This window comes from Herbaspirillum sp. CF444 (assembly GCF_000282135.1).
Taxonomy (GTDB): domain Bacteria; phylum Pseudomonadota; class Gammaproteobacteria; order Burkholderiales; family Burkholderiaceae_D; genus Herbaspirillum.
The window spans coordinates 1-20,658 of sequence record NZ_AKJW01000114.1; the positions used below are offsets into that span (position 1 = coordinate 1).

General features: G+C 61.7%; 19 protein-coding genes. 7 read left to right on the top strand and 12 right to left on the bottom strand.

What is annotated here, in order from left to right; genetic code table 11:
* Positions 1 to 223 precede the first annotated feature (223 nt).
* Positions 224 to 1,216, top strand: coding sequence for a quinone oxidoreductase family protein (locus PMI16_RS23215; RefSeq protein ID WP_007884142.1), 993 nt, complete (start codon positions 224 to 226; stop codon positions 1,214 to 1,216).
* A gap of 57 nt (positions 1,217 to 1,273) precedes the next feature.
* On the opposite strand, the gene PMI16_RS23220 is transcribed toward PMI16_RS23215, so the two are convergent.
* A complete protein-coding gene (locus PMI16_RS23220) occupies positions 1,274 to 2,131 on the bottom strand; it encodes a D-hexose-6-phosphate mutarotase (RefSeq protein ID WP_007884143.1) in 858 nt (285 codons plus the stop codon).
* A gap of 123 nt (positions 2,132 to 2,254) precedes the next feature.
* Here PMI16_RS23220 and PMI16_RS23225 point away from each other — a divergent pair, with 123 nt between their 5' ends.
* From PMI16_RS23225 to PMI16_RS23240, 4 genes are all read left to right on the top strand, one after another.
* On the top strand, positions 2,255 to 3,538 hold the full coding sequence (locus PMI16_RS23225) for an E22 family MetX-like putative esterase (protein WP_007884144.1): 1,284 nt from the start codon (positions 2,255 to 2,257) through the stop codon (positions 3,536 to 3,538).
* A gap of 135 nt (positions 3,539 to 3,673) precedes the next feature.
* On the top strand, positions 3,674 to 3,886 hold the full coding sequence (locus tag PMI16_RS23230; RefSeq protein WP_007884145.1) for a hypothetical protein: 213 nt from the start codon (positions 3,674 to 3,676) through the stop codon (positions 3,884 to 3,886).
* 176 nt (positions 3,887 to 4,062) lie between these two features.
* Entirely contained in the window at positions 4,063 to 5,634 is a 1,572-nt protein-coding gene (locus PMI16_RS23235; RefSeq protein WP_007884146.1) for a M20/M25/M40 family metallo-hydrolase, read from the top strand.
* Between the two features lie 86 nt (positions 5,635 to 5,720).
* Positions 5,721 to 6,599 carry a PhzF family phenazine biosynthesis protein gene (locus PMI16_RS23240; RefSeq protein WP_034382021.1) on the top strand — a complete coding sequence of 293 codons (879 nt, stop codon included), beginning with the start codon at positions 5,721 to 5,723 and terminating at the stop codon, positions 6,597 to 6,599.
* 69 nt (positions 6,600 to 6,668) lie between these two features.
* On the opposite strand, the gene PMI16_RS23245 is transcribed toward PMI16_RS23240, so the two are convergent.
* The 10 genes from PMI16_RS23245 to PMI16_RS23290 form a co-directional block, all read right to left on the bottom strand.
* A complete protein-coding gene (locus PMI16_RS23245; protein WP_007884148.1) occupies positions 6,669 to 7,247 on the bottom strand; it encodes a hypothetical protein in 579 nt (192 codons plus the stop codon).
* A 308-nt stretch (positions 7,248 to 7,555) separates the two neighbouring features.
* The gene (locus PMI16_RS23250) at positions 7,556 to 9,142 is read right to left on the bottom strand and encodes a sensor domain-containing diguanylate cyclase (protein WP_157212777.1); all 1,587 of its coding nucleotides are present in this window, start codon (positions 9,140 to 9,142) and stop codon (positions 7,556 to 7,558) included.
* Positions 9,143 to 9,206: 64 nt separating this feature from the next.
* Complete coding sequence (locus PMI16_RS23255; RefSeq protein WP_007884153.1) at positions 9,207 to 9,671, bottom strand: AraC family transcriptional regulator; 465 nt, start codon at positions 9,669 to 9,671, stop codon at positions 9,207 to 9,209.
* 122 nt (positions 9,672 to 9,793) lie between these two features.
* Positions 9,794 to 10,819 carry a sensor domain-containing diguanylate cyclase gene (locus tag PMI16_RS23260; RefSeq protein ID WP_007884154.1) on the bottom strand — a complete coding sequence of 342 codons (1,026 nt, stop codon included), beginning with the start codon at positions 10,817 to 10,819 and terminating at the stop codon, positions 9,794 to 9,796.
* A gap of 206 nt (positions 10,820 to 11,025) precedes the next feature.
* Positions 11,026 to 11,496 carry a nucleoside deaminase gene (locus PMI16_RS23265; protein ID WP_007884155.1) on the bottom strand — a complete coding sequence of 157 codons (471 nt, stop codon included), beginning with the start codon at positions 11,494 to 11,496 and terminating at the stop codon, positions 11,026 to 11,028.
* Between the two features lie 119 nt (positions 11,497 to 11,615).
* Positions 11,616 to 12,245, bottom strand: coding sequence for a flavin reductase family protein (locus PMI16_RS23270; protein ID WP_007884158.1), 630 nt, complete (start codon positions 12,243 to 12,245; stop codon positions 11,616 to 11,618).
* A 12-nt stretch (positions 12,246 to 12,257) separates the two neighbouring features.
* On the bottom strand, positions 12,258 to 13,361 hold the full coding sequence (locus PMI16_RS23275) for a BMP family ABC transporter substrate-binding protein (RefSeq protein ID WP_007884159.1): 1,104 nt from the start codon (positions 13,359 to 13,361) through the stop codon (positions 12,258 to 12,260).
* Between the two features lie 251 nt (positions 13,362 to 13,612).
* Positions 13,613 to 14,266: a GntR family transcriptional regulator gene (locus PMI16_RS23280; protein WP_007884160.1), complete on the bottom strand. Its 654-nt coding sequence runs from the start codon at positions 14,264 to 14,266 to the stop codon at positions 13,613 to 13,615.
* A 51-nt stretch (positions 14,267 to 14,317) separates the two neighbouring features.
* The gene (locus tag PMI16_RS23285; RefSeq protein ID WP_007884161.1) at positions 14,318 to 15,340 is read right to left on the bottom strand and encodes a tetratricopeptide repeat protein; all 1,023 of its coding nucleotides are present in this window, start codon (positions 15,338 to 15,340) and stop codon (positions 14,318 to 14,320) included.
* Positions 15,341 to 15,383: 43 nt separating this feature from the next.
* Positions 15,384 to 15,749 (bottom strand): nucleotide pyrophosphohydrolase, encoded by a 366-nt coding sequence (locus PMI16_RS23290; RefSeq protein ID WP_007884162.1) that lies wholly within the window; start codon positions 15,747 to 15,749, stop codon positions 15,384 to 15,386.
* A gap of 404 nt (positions 15,750 to 16,153) precedes the next feature.
* On the opposite strand from PMI16_RS23290, the gene PMI16_RS23295 reads away from it, so the two are divergent.
* Together PMI16_RS23295 and PMI16_RS23300 are read left to right on the top strand one after the other, a co-directional pair.
* Positions 16,154 to 17,701, top strand: coding sequence for a methyltransferase regulatory domain-containing protein (locus PMI16_RS23295; RefSeq protein ID WP_007884163.1), 1,548 nt, complete (start codon positions 16,154 to 16,156; stop codon positions 17,699 to 17,701).
* A 132-nt stretch (positions 17,702 to 17,833) separates the two neighbouring features.
* Positions 17,834 to 19,510 carry a sensor domain-containing diguanylate cyclase gene (locus tag PMI16_RS23300; protein WP_034382028.1) on the top strand — a complete coding sequence of 559 codons (1,677 nt, stop codon included), beginning with the start codon at positions 17,834 to 17,836 and terminating at the stop codon, positions 19,508 to 19,510.
* Positions 19,511 to 19,533: 23 nt separating this feature from the next.
* Here PMI16_RS23300 and PMI16_RS23305 read toward each other — a convergent pair whose 3' ends face one another.
* Positions 19,534 to 20,460 carry a LysR family transcriptional regulator gene (locus PMI16_RS23305; RefSeq protein ID WP_007884167.1) on the bottom strand — a complete coding sequence of 309 codons (927 nt, stop codon included), beginning with the start codon at positions 20,458 to 20,460 and terminating at the stop codon, positions 19,534 to 19,536.
* Positions 20,461 to 20,658 lie beyond the last annotated feature (198 nt).

Here is a 20,658-nt window from a genome sequence, read left to right on the forward strand (position 1 = left end):
CGCGCCGCCGCCGACAGGCTGCCGCTGCGCGCGAGGCAGAGGAAGTAGCGCACGTCGTCCCAGGAGAGCTGTTCGAGCGCGAGGGATGCCGTAGAGGTATTGGTTGATTTTTGCACAGGACCTGGGCGTGGATGGGGAATTCCGTTCGATTTTGCACGAAGTTATTCTGAACGTCCACTTTCCCTTTTCCCGTTCCATCCAACAACCGATACGGAGCACGCACATGAACACGCAAGCACAAGCAGTCACTTCCCGGGTCATTCAATTTTCTTCCTACGGCGACGCCGCGCAGCTGGAACCGGTCTCGCGCACGCTGGCGCCGCTGGCGTCCGACGCGGTGCGCGTGCGCCAGCAGGTTGCCGGCGTCAATTTCGTCGACGTCTACCAGCGCGTCGGACGTTATCCCTTGCCGCTGCCTGGCGTTCCCGGCGTGGAAGGCAGCGGCGTGATCGAAGCGGTCGGCACCGAGGTGTCGGCGTTGAAAGTCGGCCAGCGCGTGGCGTGGGTGGCGCGCAGCGGCGGCTATGCCGAACATGTCGATCTCGACGCGGCGCGTGTGATCCCCTTGCCTGACGACGTATCGCTTGAGCAGGGCGGCGCGGGCATGCTGCGCGCCATGACCGGCTACCTGTTGCTGAATCATTACGCGCGTCTGCAACGCGGCCAGACCGTACTGGTGCATGCGGCGGCGGGCGGCCTGGGGTTGTTGTTGACGCAATGGGCCAAAGGCATGGGGGCGCGCGTGGTGGGCACCGTCAGCAGCGAAGAAAAAGCTGCGCTGGCGCGCTCGCGCGGACTGGATCATGCGATCAACTACCGCAAGGAAGATTTCGTCGCCGTGGTGCGCGACCTTACTGACGGTAAAGGCGCGGACCTTGTGATCGACGGCATCGGCGGCGAGCACGTCTTGCGCAGTATTGCCGCAACGCGCAGCGGCGGCATGGCGATCAGCATCGGTTCCGTCTCCGGCGAAGGCGCGCCGGCGGAAGCCTTGCCGACAGCGCAGGCGCGTGGCGTATTGCTGGAGCGGCCCAGCATCCTGAGCTTCATCGGCGACCTGCAACAGTATCGCGCCGCCGCCGATGCCGCCGTGACGCAATTGCAGGCGGGATTGCAGATCGACATCGCCGACCGGCTGCCGCTGAAGGACGCTGCACAGGCGCACCGTCTGCTGGAGTCCGGCGCGGTGCAGGGCGCCTTGCTGTTGACGCTGTAGTCCGCTGCCAGGTTGTCATTAGTTGCGTGTCATTAGTTGCGTGTCATTAGTTGCGTGTCAGCGGCTGCGCGTCAGCCGCTGCACGCCGCGCCAGGTTGCTTGCGGCGACAGGCGCACCGGATGTTCGATTTGCGCGGCTTCGATGCACAGCATGCGCGTCCAGTCTTCTGCGGGCATGTCGCCCAGTTGCGCCGCTTTGGCCGGACCGGGATTCCAGATCACGCTGTCGGCGAAGCCTTGCTGGTCCAGTTGCAGGAAGGGCTGTTCGTCTTGCAGCAGGGACAGCGCCGCGGGCGCGGCGAAATAGATATTGTCGGTTTCGTCGCCGATGCGTAGCGGCGCAGCGCCATGTATTGATTCGCTGCCGCCGGCGATGGTGGTGTCGAGCACGCGCGCGCCTTGCAGTTGCGTCACGCTGGCCTGGCGTACGTCGGGCGTGGCCAGGTAGGTGTGCAGCGCGGCGGTGAAGTCGAAGGCGGCTTCGCCGGTGTTGGTGGCGTTGAGCGCAACGCTGACCCATCCCGCGCCGAGTTCGACCTGCAACTGCAGCAGGAAGCTGTGCGGCCACAGTGCGCGCGTGCCGTCGGTGTCGGTAGCGACCAGTCGCACACAGGCGACATCCTGGTCGTCGCCGCTCAATACCTCTCCTTCGACATGCCAGACCAGGTTGCGCACCAGGCCGTGCTTGGGCAGCGTGCCGCGACCGGAGAACTGCGGGAAGCAGACCGGCACGCCGCCGCGGATCGATGCGCCCGGTTTCACCGAAGGCATCGGCGTGCAATAGAGATGCTCGCGTCCTTCGGCGGTTTTCCAGGACAGCAGTTGCGCGCCGTACAGGCTGATGGCGGCGCTGTCGCCATGGGCATTGCGCAAGTGCAGCAAGCCGGCGATGTCGGGCAGGTGGGTGGTGGGCACAGAAATCTCCGTTGATGTGTTGACTCGTCAGAGGCGTATTTTTACACATGCCCGGTTGTGATGCGGCGATGCTTGTCGTAGAGTGGCCGGGATTGTCCAATCCATACCAAGGAGATTCGCTTCATGACGCAGTCACGCCACCTGTCTCTCTCCCTGCCTTGCGCCATGCTTTTCATTGTCTCTTGCGCTTTGTCGTTCCAGGCCGTCTTCGCGTCGTCGCTGCCTTCTCCCGTGCGCGCCCAGTCGCTGGAGAAAATGCCGCAGCCGGCACAGTCGATACAGCAGACGACGCAATCAGCGCCGTTGCCGTTGGTCAACAAGCAGGTATTTACCTTGCCTTCCTATACCACCGTCGGCGGTCAGGAAATCCGCGATGTACGGGTCGGTTATGAAACCTACGGCAAGCTCAACGAGGCCGGCGACAACGCCGTCTTCATTGCGCATTTCTTTTCCGGCACTTCGCACGCGGCCGGCAAATACAAGGACAGCGACGCCGCGCCCGGCTACTGGGACAGCCTGATCGGTCCCGGCAAGGCGATCGACACCGACAAGTATTTCGTGGTCAGCGCGGACACGCTGGTCAACGTCAACGTCAAGGATACGATGGTCACGACCACCGGTCCGGCCTCGATCAATCCGGCCACCGGCAAGCCCTACGGCATGCGTTTCCCGGTGGTGTCCCTGCGCGACTCGGTGCGCGTGCACAAGCAGTTGCTCGACAAGCTCGGCGTGCATCAGCTGGCGGCGGCCATGGGCGCGTCGGGCGGGTCGATTCAGGCGATGGAATGGGCGGCGCTGTACCCCGATTTCGTCAAGCGCGTGGTGCATGTGATCGGACCAGGTTTTGAAATCAGTCCTTACGTGATCGCCTTGCTGGATGTCTGGTCGTTGCCGGTGCGGCTCGATCCGAAGTGGAAACAGGGCGACTACTACGGCAGCGGCGACCCCGACGACGGCGTGGCCGAGGCGCTCAAGATCGTGACGGTGCAGACGCGTCACTGGGATTGGGCGCAGGCGACTTTCGGCTATGCGCCGGCCGATCCCGGGAAGGCGCCGGGCGCCGCCATGGGCAATCTGTTCAAGATCGAATCGGCGCTGGAAGCCGGCGCCCGCGCGCGCGCCAAAGTCGCCGACGGCAACAGCATCATTTACATGGCCAAGGCGAACCAACTGTACTACCTCAGCGACGAGGAAGTGAAGGGCATCAAGGCCAAGATCCTGTTCATCCCGAGTTCGAGCGATCTGGTGTTTCCGCTCAAGTTGTCGATGGAGGCGCTGCAGCGTTTCAAGAAGCAGGGCGGCCACGGCATGCTGTATCTGCTGCAGGGACCGGGAGGACATCTGGAAGGCGTGCTCAACATCGACAAGGCGGCCGGCGTGATCTCGCGGTTTCTGGCGACGCCGTAACAATCAGGGCGGCGGGAGTCCTTACAAATCTTTAACCGGATTTACCTGAAATGGCGCTCTCGCCTGTTCTTGTCGGCGCTTCGAATGGCTATGATGAAGACAGAACAATTCATCGACTTTTTCAAGGAGCATGCCATGAGCGTTTCATCCGTTTCTTCGTCTTATTCCAATGCACTGTACGACAACGTCTACGTGCCGGTGAAAAATGCCGTAGCCAAAGTCGGCGATGAAATCGGCGACGTCGTCGACTCCACCGTCGACACCGTGAAGTCGGCGGCCCACACCGTGGCCGACGATGTCTCCGCCGGCTGGAAATCGATCGGCAACCTCATCGACACTTCGGCCTGATATCGACGGCACCGGCCGGCGTCGTTCGATAATGCACAAATAATTTTCATCATTCGTGCCGGGTGCGCATGGGACGTGCGTTTGCGTCTCATGCAGCGCCGCGTCGGCCTCCTGGCGGATGTTCGCCGGAAGACGATTTCTGTATCATGGGTTTTCCATTGCCTTGAGGAAATCGCATGAACATCATCTCCCGTCGCTCGCTCCACGCCGCCTGTCTCGTTTCCGGCGCCGCCGTGGCGATGCTTGCTTCGTCGTCGTTGTTTGCTGCTGCACCGACCAGCGCACAAACAACCACCGCCGCCAAAGCCACCTTCAAGGAATGGGCCGAAGTACTGGCCATCCCCAACGACTCCGTCGTTGCGGCCGATATCCAACGCAACACCGCGTGGTTCGAACAGGCCTTCCAGCGCCGCGGTTTCCGTACGCAGCAACTGGCCAACGACGGCCGACCGATGCTGTTCGCCGAACTGCCGGGCAACCAGGCAGGCAAGCCCACCGTGCTGTTTTACGCGCATCTCGACGGCCAGGCGGTGACGCCGTCCGAATGGCAACAGGAAAGCCCGTGGAAGCCGACGCTCAAGCAGCGCAACGCCGCCGGCCAATGGGAGACGCTGCCCATCGATCAGCTCTATGGCGCCAATCCGAATCCCGAATGGCGTCTGTTCGGACGCGCGTCGGCCGACGACAAGGCGCCGATCATGATGATGCTGGCCGCCTTCGATGCGCTCAAGGCCAGTGGCGCCGCGCCTGCGGTGAACGTCAAGATCATCCTCGATTCGGAAGAAGAAAAAGGTTCGCCCTCGCTGGGCAAGGTCATCGGCGAGCATCAGGCGTTGCTGAAATCCGACCTGCTGGTGGTGCTCGACGGTCCCATGCACGCCAGCAATCTGCCGACGCTGGTGTTTGGCAACCGCGGCGTGGCGCAGGCCACGCTGAAGGTCTTCGGCCCGCGCCAGGACAGTCACAGCGGGCACTACGGCAACTATGCCGCCAACCCGGCGCAAACCATGGCGCGCCTGCTGGCGTCGATGAAGGATGACGACGGCCGCGTGACGGTGGCCGGCTATTACGACGCGGTGAAGCTGGATGAGGAATCGCGCCGCATCATGCGCGCCGTGCCGGATGACGAAGTCGCGCTGCGCAAGCGTCTCGGCATCGCCCAGGCCGAGAAGGTCGGGCAGAACTACCAGGAAGCCATGCAATATCCGACGCTGAACGTGCGCGGCCTGCAATCCGCCGACGTCGGCGCCAAGGCGCGCACCATCGTGCCGGGCGTGGCGATCGCCGAGCTCGATCTGCGCACCGTGCCGGAGACCGATCCGCAAGTCTTGCTGGGTTTGCTCAAGGCGCACATCGAGAAGCAGGGCTTCCATCTGGTCAAGGGCGAGCCGACCGATGACGAGCGCGCCCGCTACGGCAAGCTGGCGTCGCTGGACTATGCCCAAGTATCGGCATCCAGCATGGCGGTGCGCACCGATCTGGCTTCGCCGATCGGCAAATGGCTGCGCAGCTCCTTCAACAAAACCTACGGGAAGGAGCCGGTGCAGATCCGCATGATGGGCGGCACCGTGCCGACCGGCGCCATGGTCGGCGCACTGAAGATTCCCTTCGTGATCGTGCCGCTGGTCAATGCCGACAACAACCAGCACAGCGCCAACGAAAACATGCGCCTCGGAAATTACATCGACGGCGTGCGCACCTTGACGGGCATCCTGACCGAACCGTTTGAACCCTTCCAGGCCAGGTAATTTGTGCGAAGTTGCAACTCGCCAGCGCATACCCGGCGTGTTGCGCTAGAATCCCCTGAAGAACAAATAACTTCGGGGGATTTATTTTGCACGTCGAAGCTCAGATCGTTAATGCATTCATCGATGGCGCCATTGGCGGCAACCCAGCAGGTGTAGTGCTCGAAGCGGATTCTCTGACTGTGGCCCAGAAGCTGCATATCTCCCGCAAGCTGGGTTTGTCCGAAACGGCCTTCGTGTCCGCCTCGCAAAGCGCCACCATCAAGCTGGAATTCTTCACCCCGACGCGCCAGATTCCGCACTGTGGCCACGCCACCATCGCCACGTTTTCCCTGCTGCGCAAGCTGGGCCTGGTCGGCGAAGGCATGCTGTCGAAAGAGACCATCGACGGCAATCGCAACATCCTGATCGACGGCGACATGGTCTACATGGAGCAGCACGCCCCGGAGTACCGCAACATTGCGGCCGATTCTCCGTTCATGGCGCGCATCGCCGCTTCGCTGGGAGTGACGCCGGCGCGATTTCACGGCACGCTGGCGCCGGCGTTGGTCAACACCAGCAATACTTTCCTGGTGCTGGCCTTCCCCGACGAGCAGACCGTTTCCACGCTGCGTCCCGATTTCAAGATGATCGAAGCCATCAGCAACGAGCTCGACGTGATCGGCTACTACGCTTTTTCCGACATGACCACGATCAGCGGACGGCATGCCGGCGTGCGCATGTTCGCGCCGCGCTTCGGCATTCCCGAGGAGTCGGCGACCGGCACCGCGGCCGGCCCGCTGGCCTGTTACCTGCGCGACTACGCCGGCGTCAGGGATGCCGAGATCATCATCGAACAAGGCTATCTGATGCAGCCGCCGTCGCCCAGCGTCATCAAGGTCAGGCTGTCCCTCGACGACGGCAAGATCCGCCATCTGATGGCCGGCGGCACGGCCAAGGCGACGCGCCTGATCAAACTGGATCTCTGATCCTTCACCGCCGGCAATAAAGCAGCGGGGGCGACCATGGTCGCCCCCGCTTTGCTTTCTTCTTTCTTGTTACTTGTGTTCGATCTGGAACATCAATCCCTGCTGGATGATCTCCGCCGACATCAGCTTGTCGCCGACGGCTTCGGTCATGCGCTGGCCGGGATTGTTCAGGGCGTTGTTGACCAGGCGCTTGATCAGGTCGGGCAGCTTTTTCTTGTCGCCGTCGGTGACCAGGCGGCCGGTTGCTTCCGCACACAGGAAGAACTCGGCACGCGCACCTTCGCTGCGGGTGGTCAGCAGTACGCCGACCGTCTTCAGGTCGCCGTCCTTGGCCAGGCTGCCCATCATGGACGTTTGCGCCGGACCGACCTGGGTCTGGAAGGTGTGCTTCTCGCCGCCGCCATGCAACTGGCTGACGTCGATGGTATAGAGCGGCGCCATGCGGGCGGCGTCCTCGTCCTTGCGGTCTTCCAGGACGTCGCTGATGGCGCGGTTGAATTTGGTGGCGAACAGGCTCGGCGAGATGCCCAGCGATTGTTCCGCGGCCGCCTGCGCGGCCAGTTTGTCGTCGACGGAGTGGTCGCAGGCTGTCAGCAGGAGAACAGGGGCCAATAGCGACAGTGCTATGCGGATGATGTGTTTAGTCATGATTCCCCTCTCATTTGTTTGTATTTTTAACATGAAGTCGCTTCAACGGATGCCAAGGATGTTGCAAAGAAGTTGCAAAAAGGACCGCAAAGACGGTGCGGAAAAAGCAGGCCCTGGCAGATTGCATGCGATATCCGGCATGTTCGATCCAGCCTCAAGCATACGCAAAAACAGGAAATATTGTTTCCCGCGGTAAATATATTTTTCGACGCGGCATGGGCGTCTCCTCGCAAGCGATCTTTGACAAAGGAGTCTTCGGGAGGGGAGGCATGCGCGCTGCGGTTTTTTATTGACGATTGGGCGCGGATTCAGGCCAGGTCGGTCGCGGCGCAGACCTGGTTGCGACCTTGTTTCTTTGCCTGATAGAGCGCCTGGTCGGCTTGCCGGATCAGCGTCTCGGGCAGGTCGTCGGCGCGCGCCGGCATGAGTGCGTCGATGCCGGCGCTGACCGTGACGTTGCCGATCGGGTTGCCGGCGTGGGCGATCTGGAGCGCGTCGATGGTCTGGCGCAGTTGCTCGGCGATCCCCAGCGCTGCCGCGAGGTTGGTGTCGGGCAGCAGCACCGCCAGTTCTTCTCCGCCGTAACGCGCCGCCAGGTCGCCGCTGCGGCGCTGCACCTTTTTCACGGCGCGTCCGATCTGGCGCAGGCATTCGTCGCCGGCGGCGTGGCCGTAGATGTCGTTGTATTGCTTGAAGCGGTCGACGTCGATCATGATCAGCGCCAGCGAACTGGCGTTGCGGGTTGCACGGCTGAGTTCTTCCTGCAGCGCCAGATCGAAATGGCGCCGGTTGGCCAGGCCCGTCAGTCCGTCTTCCAGCGCCAGTCGCTGCAAGGTGGCGTTGAGTTCATTGAGCGAATCGCGCGCCTCGCGCAGCGAGACTTCGGTACGCGCGCGCAACTTGATTTGCCGCACCAGGCGCAATCCCAGCAGCGACAGCGTCAGCACCAGGATGGCGATGCCGCAGGCGTGCATGATGGTGTCTTCCACCCAGCCCGACAGCGCTTCTTCTTTCGACAGCGCCACGAAGACATACAACGGATAGTGCTGCAAATGATCGTAGGCAGTGAGCCGGATCTGGTTGTCTATCGTCGATCTGAACGTGACCAGGCCGGAAGCGTTTTTTGAGACATGGTCGCGAAAGATCGGCGTATCGATCATGCTCTTGCCGACGTATTGTTCGTAGAGCGGACGCCGCACCAGCACCGTTCCCTTGTTCATGCCGAGGAAGATCACCCCTTCCTTGCCGATGTCGAAGGTGTCGTAGAAGGTCTTGAAGTATTCCAGATCGAGCGCCGCCATGATGACGCCTGCGAAGCTGCCGTCCGGATGGTCGAGGCGGCGCGATACCGTGATGATCCAGGAACCGGTGGTGCGGTTCTTGATCAGCGGTCCGACATAGGCGTCACGGCTGGGATTGTTGCGATGGAACATGAAGTAGTCGCGATCCGAGACGTTCTGCTGCACGTAGAGCGGGGTGGAATCGACCAGGGAGCGGCCGTGTTCATCGTAGGCGAAATAGGCGTGGACCTGGGGCAGCGCGTTGGCGTTCTGACTCATCAGCGTGGCCAGATGGCCTAGGCCGCGCGGACCGGTTCCTTCGGTTTCGATCAGTTTGATCATGCCGATCAGCGACACGTCGGTGGATTTGAGCGTGTCGTCGGCGTGGCGTTGCAAGGCGCGGGCGATGTTGGCGACGGCGACGTTGGTGTCGTTGATCTGCTGTTTGCGCGCCAGGCCGAGCTGGATCAGGTCGAGGGCGATGAACAGCGCGCAGACCAGCAGGATGAAACCGATTGCCAGGTTGGCCACCGACGCCGGTTTCCTGGCAAGCTCCTCCTGTCGGGACGGCTCTGCCGGTGCAGCGGGCGCGGCGTCCCGGTCCGTCGTACTCATTGTCGCTTACCCATCATTGCGCCCCCCGGACTGCAACAGCAGGAATGGAAGAACCTGAAGAAGTTTAACGCACGGCGACGCAGAGTTCGCAGGAAAACAAGCCGGTCTCGGGATCCGTGCGCGAACCCGGCAAATAACGTTCGAAACCAGGACGCGCATCGAATTGCAGGTGTTGCTCCGGCACCCATTGCCGGCACATGTTCATCCAGGCCTCACCGATGTCGCGCGCATGGCCGCGAAAATCTGCAATGGCGTAGCGACCGCCCGGCAACGTGGTCATACTGGCCGGGCCGCCGGCGACGAATCCGGCCGGCACTTCCACGCAGGCGTCGTAGCGGCATTGCTCCGGCGGCGTGGTGGTCGGGTCGTCCAGGCCGACGCCATAACAGGTCGGACCGTCGAGTTGATTGGCTTGCAGCCAGGGAATGAAAACGTCGCGCCAGAAGTCGCCCAGCGCCGGGCCGTAGGGGCCGGTGTAACGCAAAAACGCAACCTGGGTCGACGGCAAATCAACAATGCGCAAATTCATGTTGCACTCCCGTGGCGAGATGGAGCGCACATCATACTCGAAGTCGATTGCGGATTTGGTGAAACAAGCCGGGACAATGCCGCCTGCGCGCGGCGGTGCTTTTGTCGTTCTGCCGTCAGCGCTCAGAGCCGGTATTTGCGCTGTGCCGGGAGCAGCAACGCCAGCAGCATGGCGAACACGCCGGCGCTGTGGCGCGCATGTTGTTTTTTGTTCTCGTACATGCACGCGTCGGCGCGTTGCATCAGCTCGCCGACCGACTGCGCCGGCTGCCCGGCAGAAGCATTGCTGCCGACGTAACCCACGCTGTAATGCAATTTGTAGCCGCGCTTGCTGCCGCGATTGTGTTGCCTGATCGTCTTGTCGAGGAAACGCAGCGCGACGTCGGCCTGTTGTTGACTGGTGTTGGGCAGCAGCACGGCAAACTCGTCGCCGCCGAGGCGACCGATGATGTCGGACTGGCGGAAGCTGCGCGTGAGGATGGCGCTGAAGTCCTGCAAGGCGCGGTCGCCTTCGGCGTGGCCGAAGCGGTCGTTGATTTGCTTGAACAGGTCGAGGTCGAAGTAAAACAGCGACACCGGCTTGTCGAGGCGTTTGCACAGGCTCAGCGCCTGTTCCGCCATTGCCTCGAAACCGCGTCGGTTCGGCACGCGAGTCAGCTCGTCGACGGTCGCCAGCTCCATGGCGAACAATTCCTGTTCGGCCATCTTCGCCAGGTCGCGCAGCAACGCCTGGTCATCGTCGCTGAAGGCGCGCGGCTGATTGTCGATCAGGCACAGCGTCCCCAACTGGTCGCCGTTGCCCACGCAGATCGGGCACCCTGCATAGAAGCGCACGCTGGCGTCGCCCATCAAGGGATGATCCTGAAAGCGCTCGTCGAGCACGGTATCCGGCACCACCAGCAATTCATCGGTTGTCGCGGCACGCGGCAGAACGGCGTGCCGCGCAGCGGCAGCATGATCCGGTTTCGACGGCAGCCACTGGCGATGCGCATCGACCAGGCTGACAAACGCCACCGGCACGTTGAACAGGCGCTTGGCCAGACGCGTCAGGCGCTCAAAGCGCATTTCCGCCGACGATGCGAACAGGCCGAATGCATGCAATGCGTTCACTTGATAAAAATCACGCGGCGACATTTCAGGCATCTTCATGGCTTGTACTCGATTCATGGCAACGGGGCTTGTCTCACTTGCCGCAAAGAATAGTTGTCGACATTCTTTGTCGGATGTAATCCCGGTAACGACAACAATGTCGTTTTCTGAAGCGAGGCGCGTCAAATTTACACTTGTAGCGCAAGCATGTTCTTATGGAAATATTGGCAAACGGAAATTGTTTGCGATGATGGCAAGCACGATCTTTAGTCCGGCACAAATCGCGCCAGCACCGCACAGGCTTCGTCGGCCATCAGCGGTCCTTCGACGACCATGGTCGGGCTGGCGTCGGCCAGCACGTTCGCACTGCGCGCCGGCAGTTGCGGGCCGCCCAACGCCGCGCCGATCTGTACGGTCGAAGCGGCGTATACCACGCGCCTGATCTCGGCCCAGAACATCGCGCCGCTGCACATGGCGCAAGGTTCGCCGCTGGCGTAGACGGTGGCGCCGCGCAGGGCTTTCAGCCCGAGTTGCTTTTGCGCGGTGCGCACCAGCACCATTTCGGCATGGCCGGTGCAATCGGCGGCGCTGTTTTGATTGTTGGCGGCGACCAGCAGGATTTCTCCCTGCGGCGATACCAGTGTTGCGCCGAAAGGCATGTCGCCGTCGGCAAGTGCTTCGGCGGATGCTTCGATGGCCAGGCGCATGGCTTTAACGTCACTATCGTTGAATGTCATTTTATTAGAACTCCTTTCATCAAGAGGCGTGAGATGCGCCCTTTCTGGAAAGAACCCGGAGGGAGCGGCCTGTTTGGGCGATCTGCTGCGTTACGACTCTTGATGAAAGGAGTTCTTTCTCACATTTCGTCGATCGGAGTAGAGCTGGCCTGCGCCTTCTCCAGCGAAAACCGCTCGCTGCTCCTGACGTAAAAACTGGCGCCGAAACGGCCCACCGGATGGTAATCCTGCAACCGCACGCGCCACAGTTCGGTGTCCACCAGGCCGTCGCGCGCTGCGAGCCATTGTACGCGTCCGATAAAAATGGTGCGGCTGGCGGTCTCCAGTTTTTCATGCAGGACGCATTCGAAAGCCACCGGTGCCTCGGCGATGCGCGGCGGCGCTACGCTTTGCGACGGCGTCGCATGCAAGCCCGCATGCGCCAGTTCGCTCACGCCGGAGGGCAAGCGATCGCCGCAGGCGTGCATCTGTTCGCACATGGCTTCGTCGGTCAGGTGCACGACGAATTCTCCTGTCCTGAGGATGTTGGCGGCGGTGTCCTTGAGGTCGCCGTCGTGCAGACGGTTGATACTGACCATCACGATCGGCGGATCTTCGCCGAGCATGTTGAACATGCTGAACGGCGCGGCATTGATGGTGCCGTCTTCGCCCAGCGTGGTGATCAGCGCAATCGGCCGCGGCACGATCAGGCTGGCCATCAGTTTGTAGCGTTGATACACGCCCAGTTCGGAGAAGTCGATTTCAGTCATGGAGAATCCTTCTTACGGTTGTTTGCCCTGTATGCCTTCGACATACCACTTCATCGTCCACAGTTCGGATTCGGGAACGGTCTTGCCGGCGGCCACCAGCACCTGGCCGGCCTGGTTGTTGATCGGACCGGCGAATGGTTGCAGCGTGCCGGCGATGATGGCCTTGCGGCGTTGCTCGACCAGCGCGACGACATCCTTGGGCAAGGCGGGATTGAGTGGCGCCAGTTGCACGATGCCTTCCTTCATGCCCCATTTGGTATCTTCCGATTTCCATTTGCCTTCCAGCACCTGGCGCACCTTGTGGACGTAGTACACGCCCCAGTTCAGCACGTTGCCGGTGAGGTGGGCATCGGGGCCGAAGCGCGTCATGTCGGAGTCCTGGCCGAAGGCGTACAGCTTGCGGCTCTGCGCCACTTGCACGGCCGCCGGCGAGTCGGTGTTCTGGTACAGCGTGTCGACGCCTTGCGCGATCAGCGTCTGTGCCGCATCGCGTTCCAGGCCCGGGTCGTACCAGGCATTGATCCACACGACCTTGGCGTTGACCTTGGGATTGACGCTGCGCGCGCCGAGCACGAAGGCATCGAGGTTGCGGATCACTTCCGGGATCGGAATCGGCGCGACATAGCCCAGCGTGTTGGTCTTGGTCATGCGCCCGGCGATGGTGCCGAGCAGGTAGGCGCCTTCGTAAAAACGGGTTTGATAGATGCCGACGTTGCGCGCGGTCTTGTAACCGGAGCAGTGTTCGAAAATGACGTCGGGATATTCCGCCGCCACCTTGATCACCGGATTCATGAAGCCGAACGAGGTGGCGAAGATCATCTTGCAGCCGTCGTCGATCAACTGGCGCATGACGCGCTCGGCTTCCGGCGTTTCCGGCACGCGCTCGACGAAGACGGTTTCGATGCGGGCGCCGAATTCGCGCTCCAGCATGCGGCGGCCGAGGTCGTGCTGGAACGACCAGCCGATGTCGGCCACCGGACCGGAATAGATGAAGCCGATTTTCAGGCGCGGTGCGGGGCTGGCGGCAGCCATCGCAGGTTCAGGCAGCGCAGACAGCGCGGACAAGGAAGAGAGGGCGGCAGCGCCCGAGGCAAAAAGAAAGTCACGGCGTTTCATGGCAACAAGGCTCCTTACATGATGGACAAAGGTCGGGGCAGGGTGCGGCACTGTTGCCCTTAAATTGTATACATGCAAGTTAAATGCCAGCCTTTTAAATTATTTAACTAATTGATTTATATAAAAATATTTAATTATTTAAAATTGTATACATTTGTTTGTTTTGGCGCAATCAAAGACGAGTTCGCACCACGCGCGGGCAAGCGGCAAATCCTGGTGCAAATCAAGGGAGGATGTTGAGCGGAGGAAACTCAGGCAGGGAGTTGCAGGCGTGCTTCCAGCGCCAGCAAATGCTTGTTCATTTCTTCGGCGGCGCGATCGGCGTCGCGCAGGGACAGCAGTTCGACGAGATGGGTATGCTCATCGTGTTCGCAACTGGCTTCGCCGGGCGCTTCGTACAAGGCGACGATCAGCGAGCAGCGCGTCATCAGTTCGGTCAGCATGCGTTGCAGCACCTGATTGCCGGACAGTTCCGCCAACGCCAGGTGAAAGCCGCCGGCCAGCGCCACCCAGCGCGGGTGGTCCTGATAGTGCAAGGCCTCGTGTTCGGCGCGCAGCCGTTGCTTGAGCCGTTCGATATCGCCGTGCTCGATGCGGCGCGCGACCTCGCGCACGATGGCGCCTTCGATGGCGCGGCGCGCGGCGAAGACGTCGCGGGTTTCCTTCGGACTCGGGGTGGCGACGGCGGCGCCCTTGTTGGCGACGATGTCGACGATCTGCACTTCCGACAGCCGGCGCAGAGCCTGGCGCACTACCGTGCGGCTGACGCCGAATTGTGCGCACAGGGCGGCTTCCTGCAAGCGCGCGCCGGGCTTCAGGCGGCCGTGCATGATGCCGTTGAAGAGCGCGTCATAGACGGTCTGGTCGAGGGATTCGGCAGTGTCGGCGCTGCGTTGAGGTTTCATGAAGATGAAAACGTGGTCAGGAAGTCGCCCGTATCATAACTGCAATCAGTCTCAGGAGCGCACCTTGTAATAGGCGCCGCCCATGCCGTCGACGGTGAACTGCATCTGTACGCTGCGTTCGGCGCCGCAGAAAAACACGTGCCAGTCCTCGGTCCACACGCCTTTGAGCGGATACGTCCCGGCTACCAGCGGCTGCTTGAGCGGCAGCCAGACGGCGTCGCCGACGGCGCTGACGTCATTGATCGCCATCAGGCGGAAATCCTTGCATTGGCTGGCGTTGGGCGTACCGGCCCGCTCTGCGGCCAGCGCCGCGCCCGTCATGACCGTCGGGATGGCGTCGGCCACCACTTTCGGCGCCGCGCGCGTCGGCCCCAGCGTATCTACCTGCTGCGCCAGCGCCAGGTATTTCTTGTAGTTGGACGGCAGGTCCGGGATGCCGTCCAGCAGTGAGCGGATCTGCTTGGTCGTGCCGGCGCCGCTTTGTTCGATCAGCAGCGAGGCCAGCATCAGGCGGGCGGGGACGTAGCCCACGGCCGCGGAACCGGCCAGTGCATCGATGGCTTCGATCTGGTCGCCGCGCTCGGCCAGGCCGCGTCGTGCAATGGCATTGTATTTCGCGTTGTCGGCTTTGCCGTTGACGAGGAACTGATTGGCCGGATCGAGACTGTACGCCAGCCACATGACATAACCGGCGCGCTGGTCGCCGCCGGCAATTGCCTTGCGGGTCCAGGCGCGCGCTTCGGCAAAGTTGACCGGCAGCCCCCTGCCCGGCAGATTGAGTTCGCCATACATGGCATAGCAGGTCGGCTCGCCGCCCTCGGCGCATTCGCGCGCCAGCTTCGCGCCTTGCACGGCGTCCCGCGCCGTGCCCTGGCCGCGCAGCGTCATCAGCGCGAGGAAGGATTTGGCGCGGTTGTCGCCTTGCGCGGACAACTGCGAAAATTCGCGGTAGGCGGCGTCGTATTTTTGCTCGCCATAGGCATGCAGCGCGCTGTTGATGTCGGCGTGCGCCGGCAGGGCGCAGATACTCAACAGCAGGCCGCATGCGGCGGCGGTCTTGACGGACGGCTTCATTCTATTTCCTGAAAATGGTGTGGATCACGGTCACTGCAGGCGTTCAATACTCGGTGTACTTGCGCGACTGGCCTTTGACTTTCTCGATCGGATATTTTTCGCGGTTGAGCTGCATTTTCTCGATCACGGCATCATACAAATCGACATTCACGCGGTCAGCCAGGCGGATAAGATAGACCAGTGTATCGGCCAGTTCGTGGCGGATGCCGGTGCGTTGCTTGTCGTCGAGCTCACGGTCTTCTCCGGTCTGGAGCCATTGAAAGTGCTCGACCAGTTCAGCTACTTCGACCGACAAGGCCATGGCCAGGTTTTTAGGAGTGTGGAACTGTTGCCAGTCGCGTTCCTCGGCGAACCGGCGCACGATGTCGCGCAGGGCGGTGAGGTCGGAGGTGGGGACGGAATCGCTCATGGGATAAGGGCTGGATAGGGAGAAAGCAGACTATAGCCGATTGCCCGACGGATGGTGAAGTCAGCGGCTCATCTCAGGATGCAGATAGATCGCCAGCCATACCAGCATGGCGAGCGTGGCGGCAAACAGGAGTTTGTTGCTGGGCATGGGAAGCTTTTTTGTTCCGATGCAGCATTCTAGTAGGCTTGCCACGACGCAGACATGCTGGCTTGTAGGGAATGTGTTTCGAGGTGTAAGAAGGTGCTTGGACGGAACCGTCGGCGAGAGCCAAGAATCGGGAATGAGGTCGAATCTCCGGCGTATTCTTCAAAACGCCTTTGCCCGATTCTGCGACACTGCGTATTGGCATCTTTACGGATTCCTTGGAAACGCACAACAACGTACAGGAACGGATAGACGGCGCAATGAACACCAACTGGACCGACGGCTACGTAACCGACATCGGCTACACCCATGGCTACTACCCGCAACTCAACCCGGCCCGGCTGCAACTGGCTTTCGCCGCCGCCGGCCTCGACAGCCCGCTGGTGCGCACCGCCTGCGAACTGGGCTTCGGCCAGGGTCTGAGCGTCAACATCCATGCGGCGGCCTCGCCGGTGGCCTGGTACGGCAACGATTTCAATGCACAACAGGTTGCCAACGCGCGGGCATTGAGCGCCGCTGCGGGAGGCCACGCGCAATTGCAGCAGGCCAGCTTCGCCGAATTTTGCGTCCGCGACGACCTGCCGCAGTTCGATTTCATCGCCATGCACGGCATCTGGAGCTGGGTCTCGGTCGAGAACCGGCACATCATCCGCGATTTCGTCGACCGCCATCTCAAAATCGGCGGCGTGCTCTACGTCAGCTACAACACGCAACCCGGCTGGGCCGCGTTCATGCCGCTGCGCGATCTGCTGCTGCGCCATTTCGACATGCCGTCCAACGAGGGGCGCGGCAGCGCCGAACGCATCGATGCCGCGCTGGCGTTCGCCGACGGCTTGTTCGCTGCCAACCCGGTCTATGCGCAGGCCAATCCCTTCATGGCGGAACGGCTGGAACTGGTCAAGAAACAGAGCCGCCACTACCTGGCGCACGAATATTTCAACCGCAACTGGCATGCCGAATCCTTTGCCGACATGGCCGATATCTGGTCCGGCGCGGGTTTGGAGTTTGCCTGCTCGGCCGACTTCCGCGACTATCTGGACATGGCCAACCTGACGCCGGAGCAGCGCGCCTTCAGCGCCGGTATCGGAGATCCGCATCTGCGCCAGAGCGTGCGCGATTTCATGGTCAACCAGCAATTTCGCCGCGATTACTGGGTGCGCGGCGCTCAGCGCCTGGACCCGGCAATGCACCAGGCGACGCTGGCGCAGCAGCGCGTGGTGTTGTTGAACCATCCCGACAAGATTCCGATGATGCTCAAGACGGTCGCCACCGAGATCACGCTCAACCCGCATATCTATGGGCCGATCATCGAAGAGCTGTCCGACATGCAGCCGCATTCGCTGGGCGCCATCACCGGCGTCGTCGGCTCGCGCAATCTCGGCCTGCAGCAGGTGGTCGACGCGGTGATGATGCTGATCGGCGCCGGCAACGCCGCCCCGGTGCAGCTCGATGCCGACATCGTCCACGGCTGCGCAGGCAGTGCCGCGCTCAATCGCCATCTCATCGCGCAGGCGGCCAGAGGCGGCGCCGACGGCGACGTCGAACATCTCGCCAGTCCGCTCACCGGCGGCGGCGTGCCGGCCGATCGCATCCAGCAACTGTTCATGCTCGCGGTGCTCGAGGAACAGCAGACGCCGGACGCCATCATTGCTTTCGCGTGGCGTCACATTTCCGCGCAAGGCAAGAAGCTCGTGCGCGACGGCGTGCGGCTGGAGGACGAGCAAGACAACCTCGACGAGCTGAGCCTGCAGGCGCAACGTTTCTTCGTGGAACGCTTGCCTGTGTTGCAGGCGCTGCAAGTCATCTGAGCCGGTGATCTTTGTGGTTTTTTGCGCATGCGCGGCACTACATGAGAGAAGTTAAAGTCGGTTAAGATGACCATGCTGCGCAAGCAGGGGTTTCTTGCGCGCATCACGATTATTTCTGAGAAGAAAAACATTTTGAGCAATCTGCTGCGACTGAAGTGGACGCTGAAGACCAAGGTCATCATGGTCGTGGTCGCCGCCGTACTGGTGACGACTGCCGTGATCGTAGCGGTATCGCTCTACGTCATGAAGCGCGACATCAAGCACCTGATCGGCGACCAGCAGTACACGACGACCAAGATGATCGCCACCGCGCTCGACGAAAGCTTCCACACCCGCCGCGTCACGCTGCGCTCGCTGTCGCAGGGGCTGCCGGCCTCGGCCCATCACGATCGCCAGCAGTTGCAGACTTACCTGGCCAGCCACACCAGCCTGACCGAGATGTTCTTCAACTTTTCGGTATTCGACGCCGACGGCAACCTGCTCGCCAACTTCATCGACAACAGCGCGGTCGGCAAATTCAACGTTGCCGATCGGGAATACATGCGGCGCACGCTGGAGAAAAAGCAAGGCGTCATTTCGGAGCCATTGCGCAGCCAGCTGTCGCAGCGCGCCATCGTGCTCATGACCGAGCCGGTGCTTGACGATCGCGGCGACGTCGCGCTCGTTTTCGTCGGCAGCATCGATTTGCAGCAGGCCAATTTTCTCGGCCGGTTCACCAATGCCAAGGTCGGCAGGAGCGGCTTCGTCTTTGTCCTCACCTCCCGGGGCATCATTGTCGATCACATCGACAAGGGACGGATCCTGCAGCATGCCGACAGCGTCGGCGGCAAGAGCGGCGGCACCGATCGCGCGCTGGGAGGATTCGAAGGCAGCATGGAGGGCGTCAGCCGCAACAACCAGCCGGCCTTGTTTGCCTTCAAGCGGATGACGTCGACGGACTGGATCATCGGTTCCATCTATCTGCAAGAGGACGCCTTCCTGCCGGCGCGCGAGATCCAGAAACGCGCCTTGCTGGTGTCGTTGTCGCTGGCGGTGGTCGCCGGCTGGCTGGCGTGGCTGATCATGTCGCGCCTGATCGATCCGTTGCATCAGCTGCACGGCCACATCCAGAAGATCCGCGCCGCCAAGACCTACGACGAAGTGCCGCTGTCTTATCGCCACGACGAGATAGGCGATCTCGGCAGCGCCTTCAATTCGCTCATGCGCGAACGCAAGGACGCCGATCTGGAACTCGAGCAGGCGCGCATGAATCTGGAAGGCATGAACAAGGCGCTTGAACGATTGGCGCTGGAAGACGATCTCACCGGCCTGGCCAATCGCCGCCAGTTCGATCTGAGTCTGCAGGAAGAATTCAGCCGCGCCATGCGCGGCGGCGATTCACTGGGATTGGTGATGGTCGACGTCGATCACTTCAAGCAATACAACGATATTTACGGCCATCTCGCCGGCGACCAGTGCCTGCGCAAAGTGGGCCGGGTCATCAAGGGACAGCAGAACCGTCCCGGCGATCTGATGGCGCGTTATGGCGGGGAGGAAGTAGCGATCCTCTTGCCCGGCGCCGACGAAGCCGGCGCCATGGCCGTGGCCGAGCGCATTCGCGTGGCCGTGCGCCAGCTGGGGTTGCTGCATGAAGGCAACGAAGCGGGCATCGTCACCATCAGCGCCGGCGTCAGCGCCTTCGTGCCGATCCGCGATGTCGATGTGCCAGACAAGCTGATGCGTGCCGCCGACAAGGCCTTGTATCTCGCCAAGAGCGAGGGCCGCGACCGCATCCGCAGCAGTTCCGACCTGCCGCCCTCGGATGTTTGATGCCTGCCCAAGGGCTGGCCGATTCAATTCTTCTTGTATTGCCGCGTGAACTTCTTCGCCAGCGCGAGGAAGTTTTTTTCCGCCGGCGAAATGCTGGCGACCCGGTTCACCAGCGTGATCGGCGCCACCAGCGGCGGACGCGCATCGCGGATGCGACAATACACCACGCTGTCGCGATGAAAATCCTTCATCGACGCCGGCACCACCGAGATGCCGCCGCCGGCCGCCACCAGGCTGATGTTGGTCAGCATGCGTTCGACTTCCGACGCGATGCGCGGCGTAAAGCCGGCGTTCTCGCAAGCCTCGATCAGGTTGGAATACATTCCCGGCGCGCCATGCCGTCGCACCAGGATGAATTGTTCTTCTGCCAGCGCCTTGATCGAGATGACGGGTAACTCGCTCTTTTGCTGTTTCTCCAGCAGAGCATGTCCGGCCGGCAGGATCAGCAGCATCTCTTCATCGAGCAACTGATGAAAGCCGATGCCGCGCGGCTGGCTTACCGGCGAACGCAGGAAGCCCAGGTTGACTTTTCCTTCTTCTATTTCCTCGGTCAGCTCCGCCGCATTGCCTTCGCGCAGGTCGAGATGTACCCCGGGATAGGCGTCGCGATAGGCGCGGATGATGCCGGGGATCAGAGGATGCGCGGCGGCCGAGCTGGTGAAACCGATGATCATCGTGCCTTCATAACCTTGCGCGGCACGCGCCGCTTTGGCGGCGGCCAGCTCCACGCTGCGCAGGATGGCCTTGGCTTCTTCAAGGAATGCGGCGCCGCCGGCGGTCAGTTCGGCGCCTTTCGGGTGGCGGCGGAACAGGTCGAAGCCGAGCTCTTTCTCCAGCATGCGGATCTGGTGGCTGAGCGGAGGTTGTTGCATCTCCAGGCGTTCGGCGGCGCGGGTGAAGTGTTGTTCTTCGGCGACTATGAGGAAGTAGCGGAGGTGGCGGAGTTCCATTAGGCGGCTATCTCTTTTTTGTGTTGAGATGGGGGAGTGGATACATTTTACATCTGGGGTATTTTGTTCCGACTTACTTGCCTGTAGTTATCTCTTCGTTCTCTTCGATCAACCTTTGCCGGGGGCGGCCCGGCAGCCGCTCACTTTTCTTGTCTCGCCAAGAAAAGTAAGCAAAAGAAGGCGACCGCGGGATCCAGG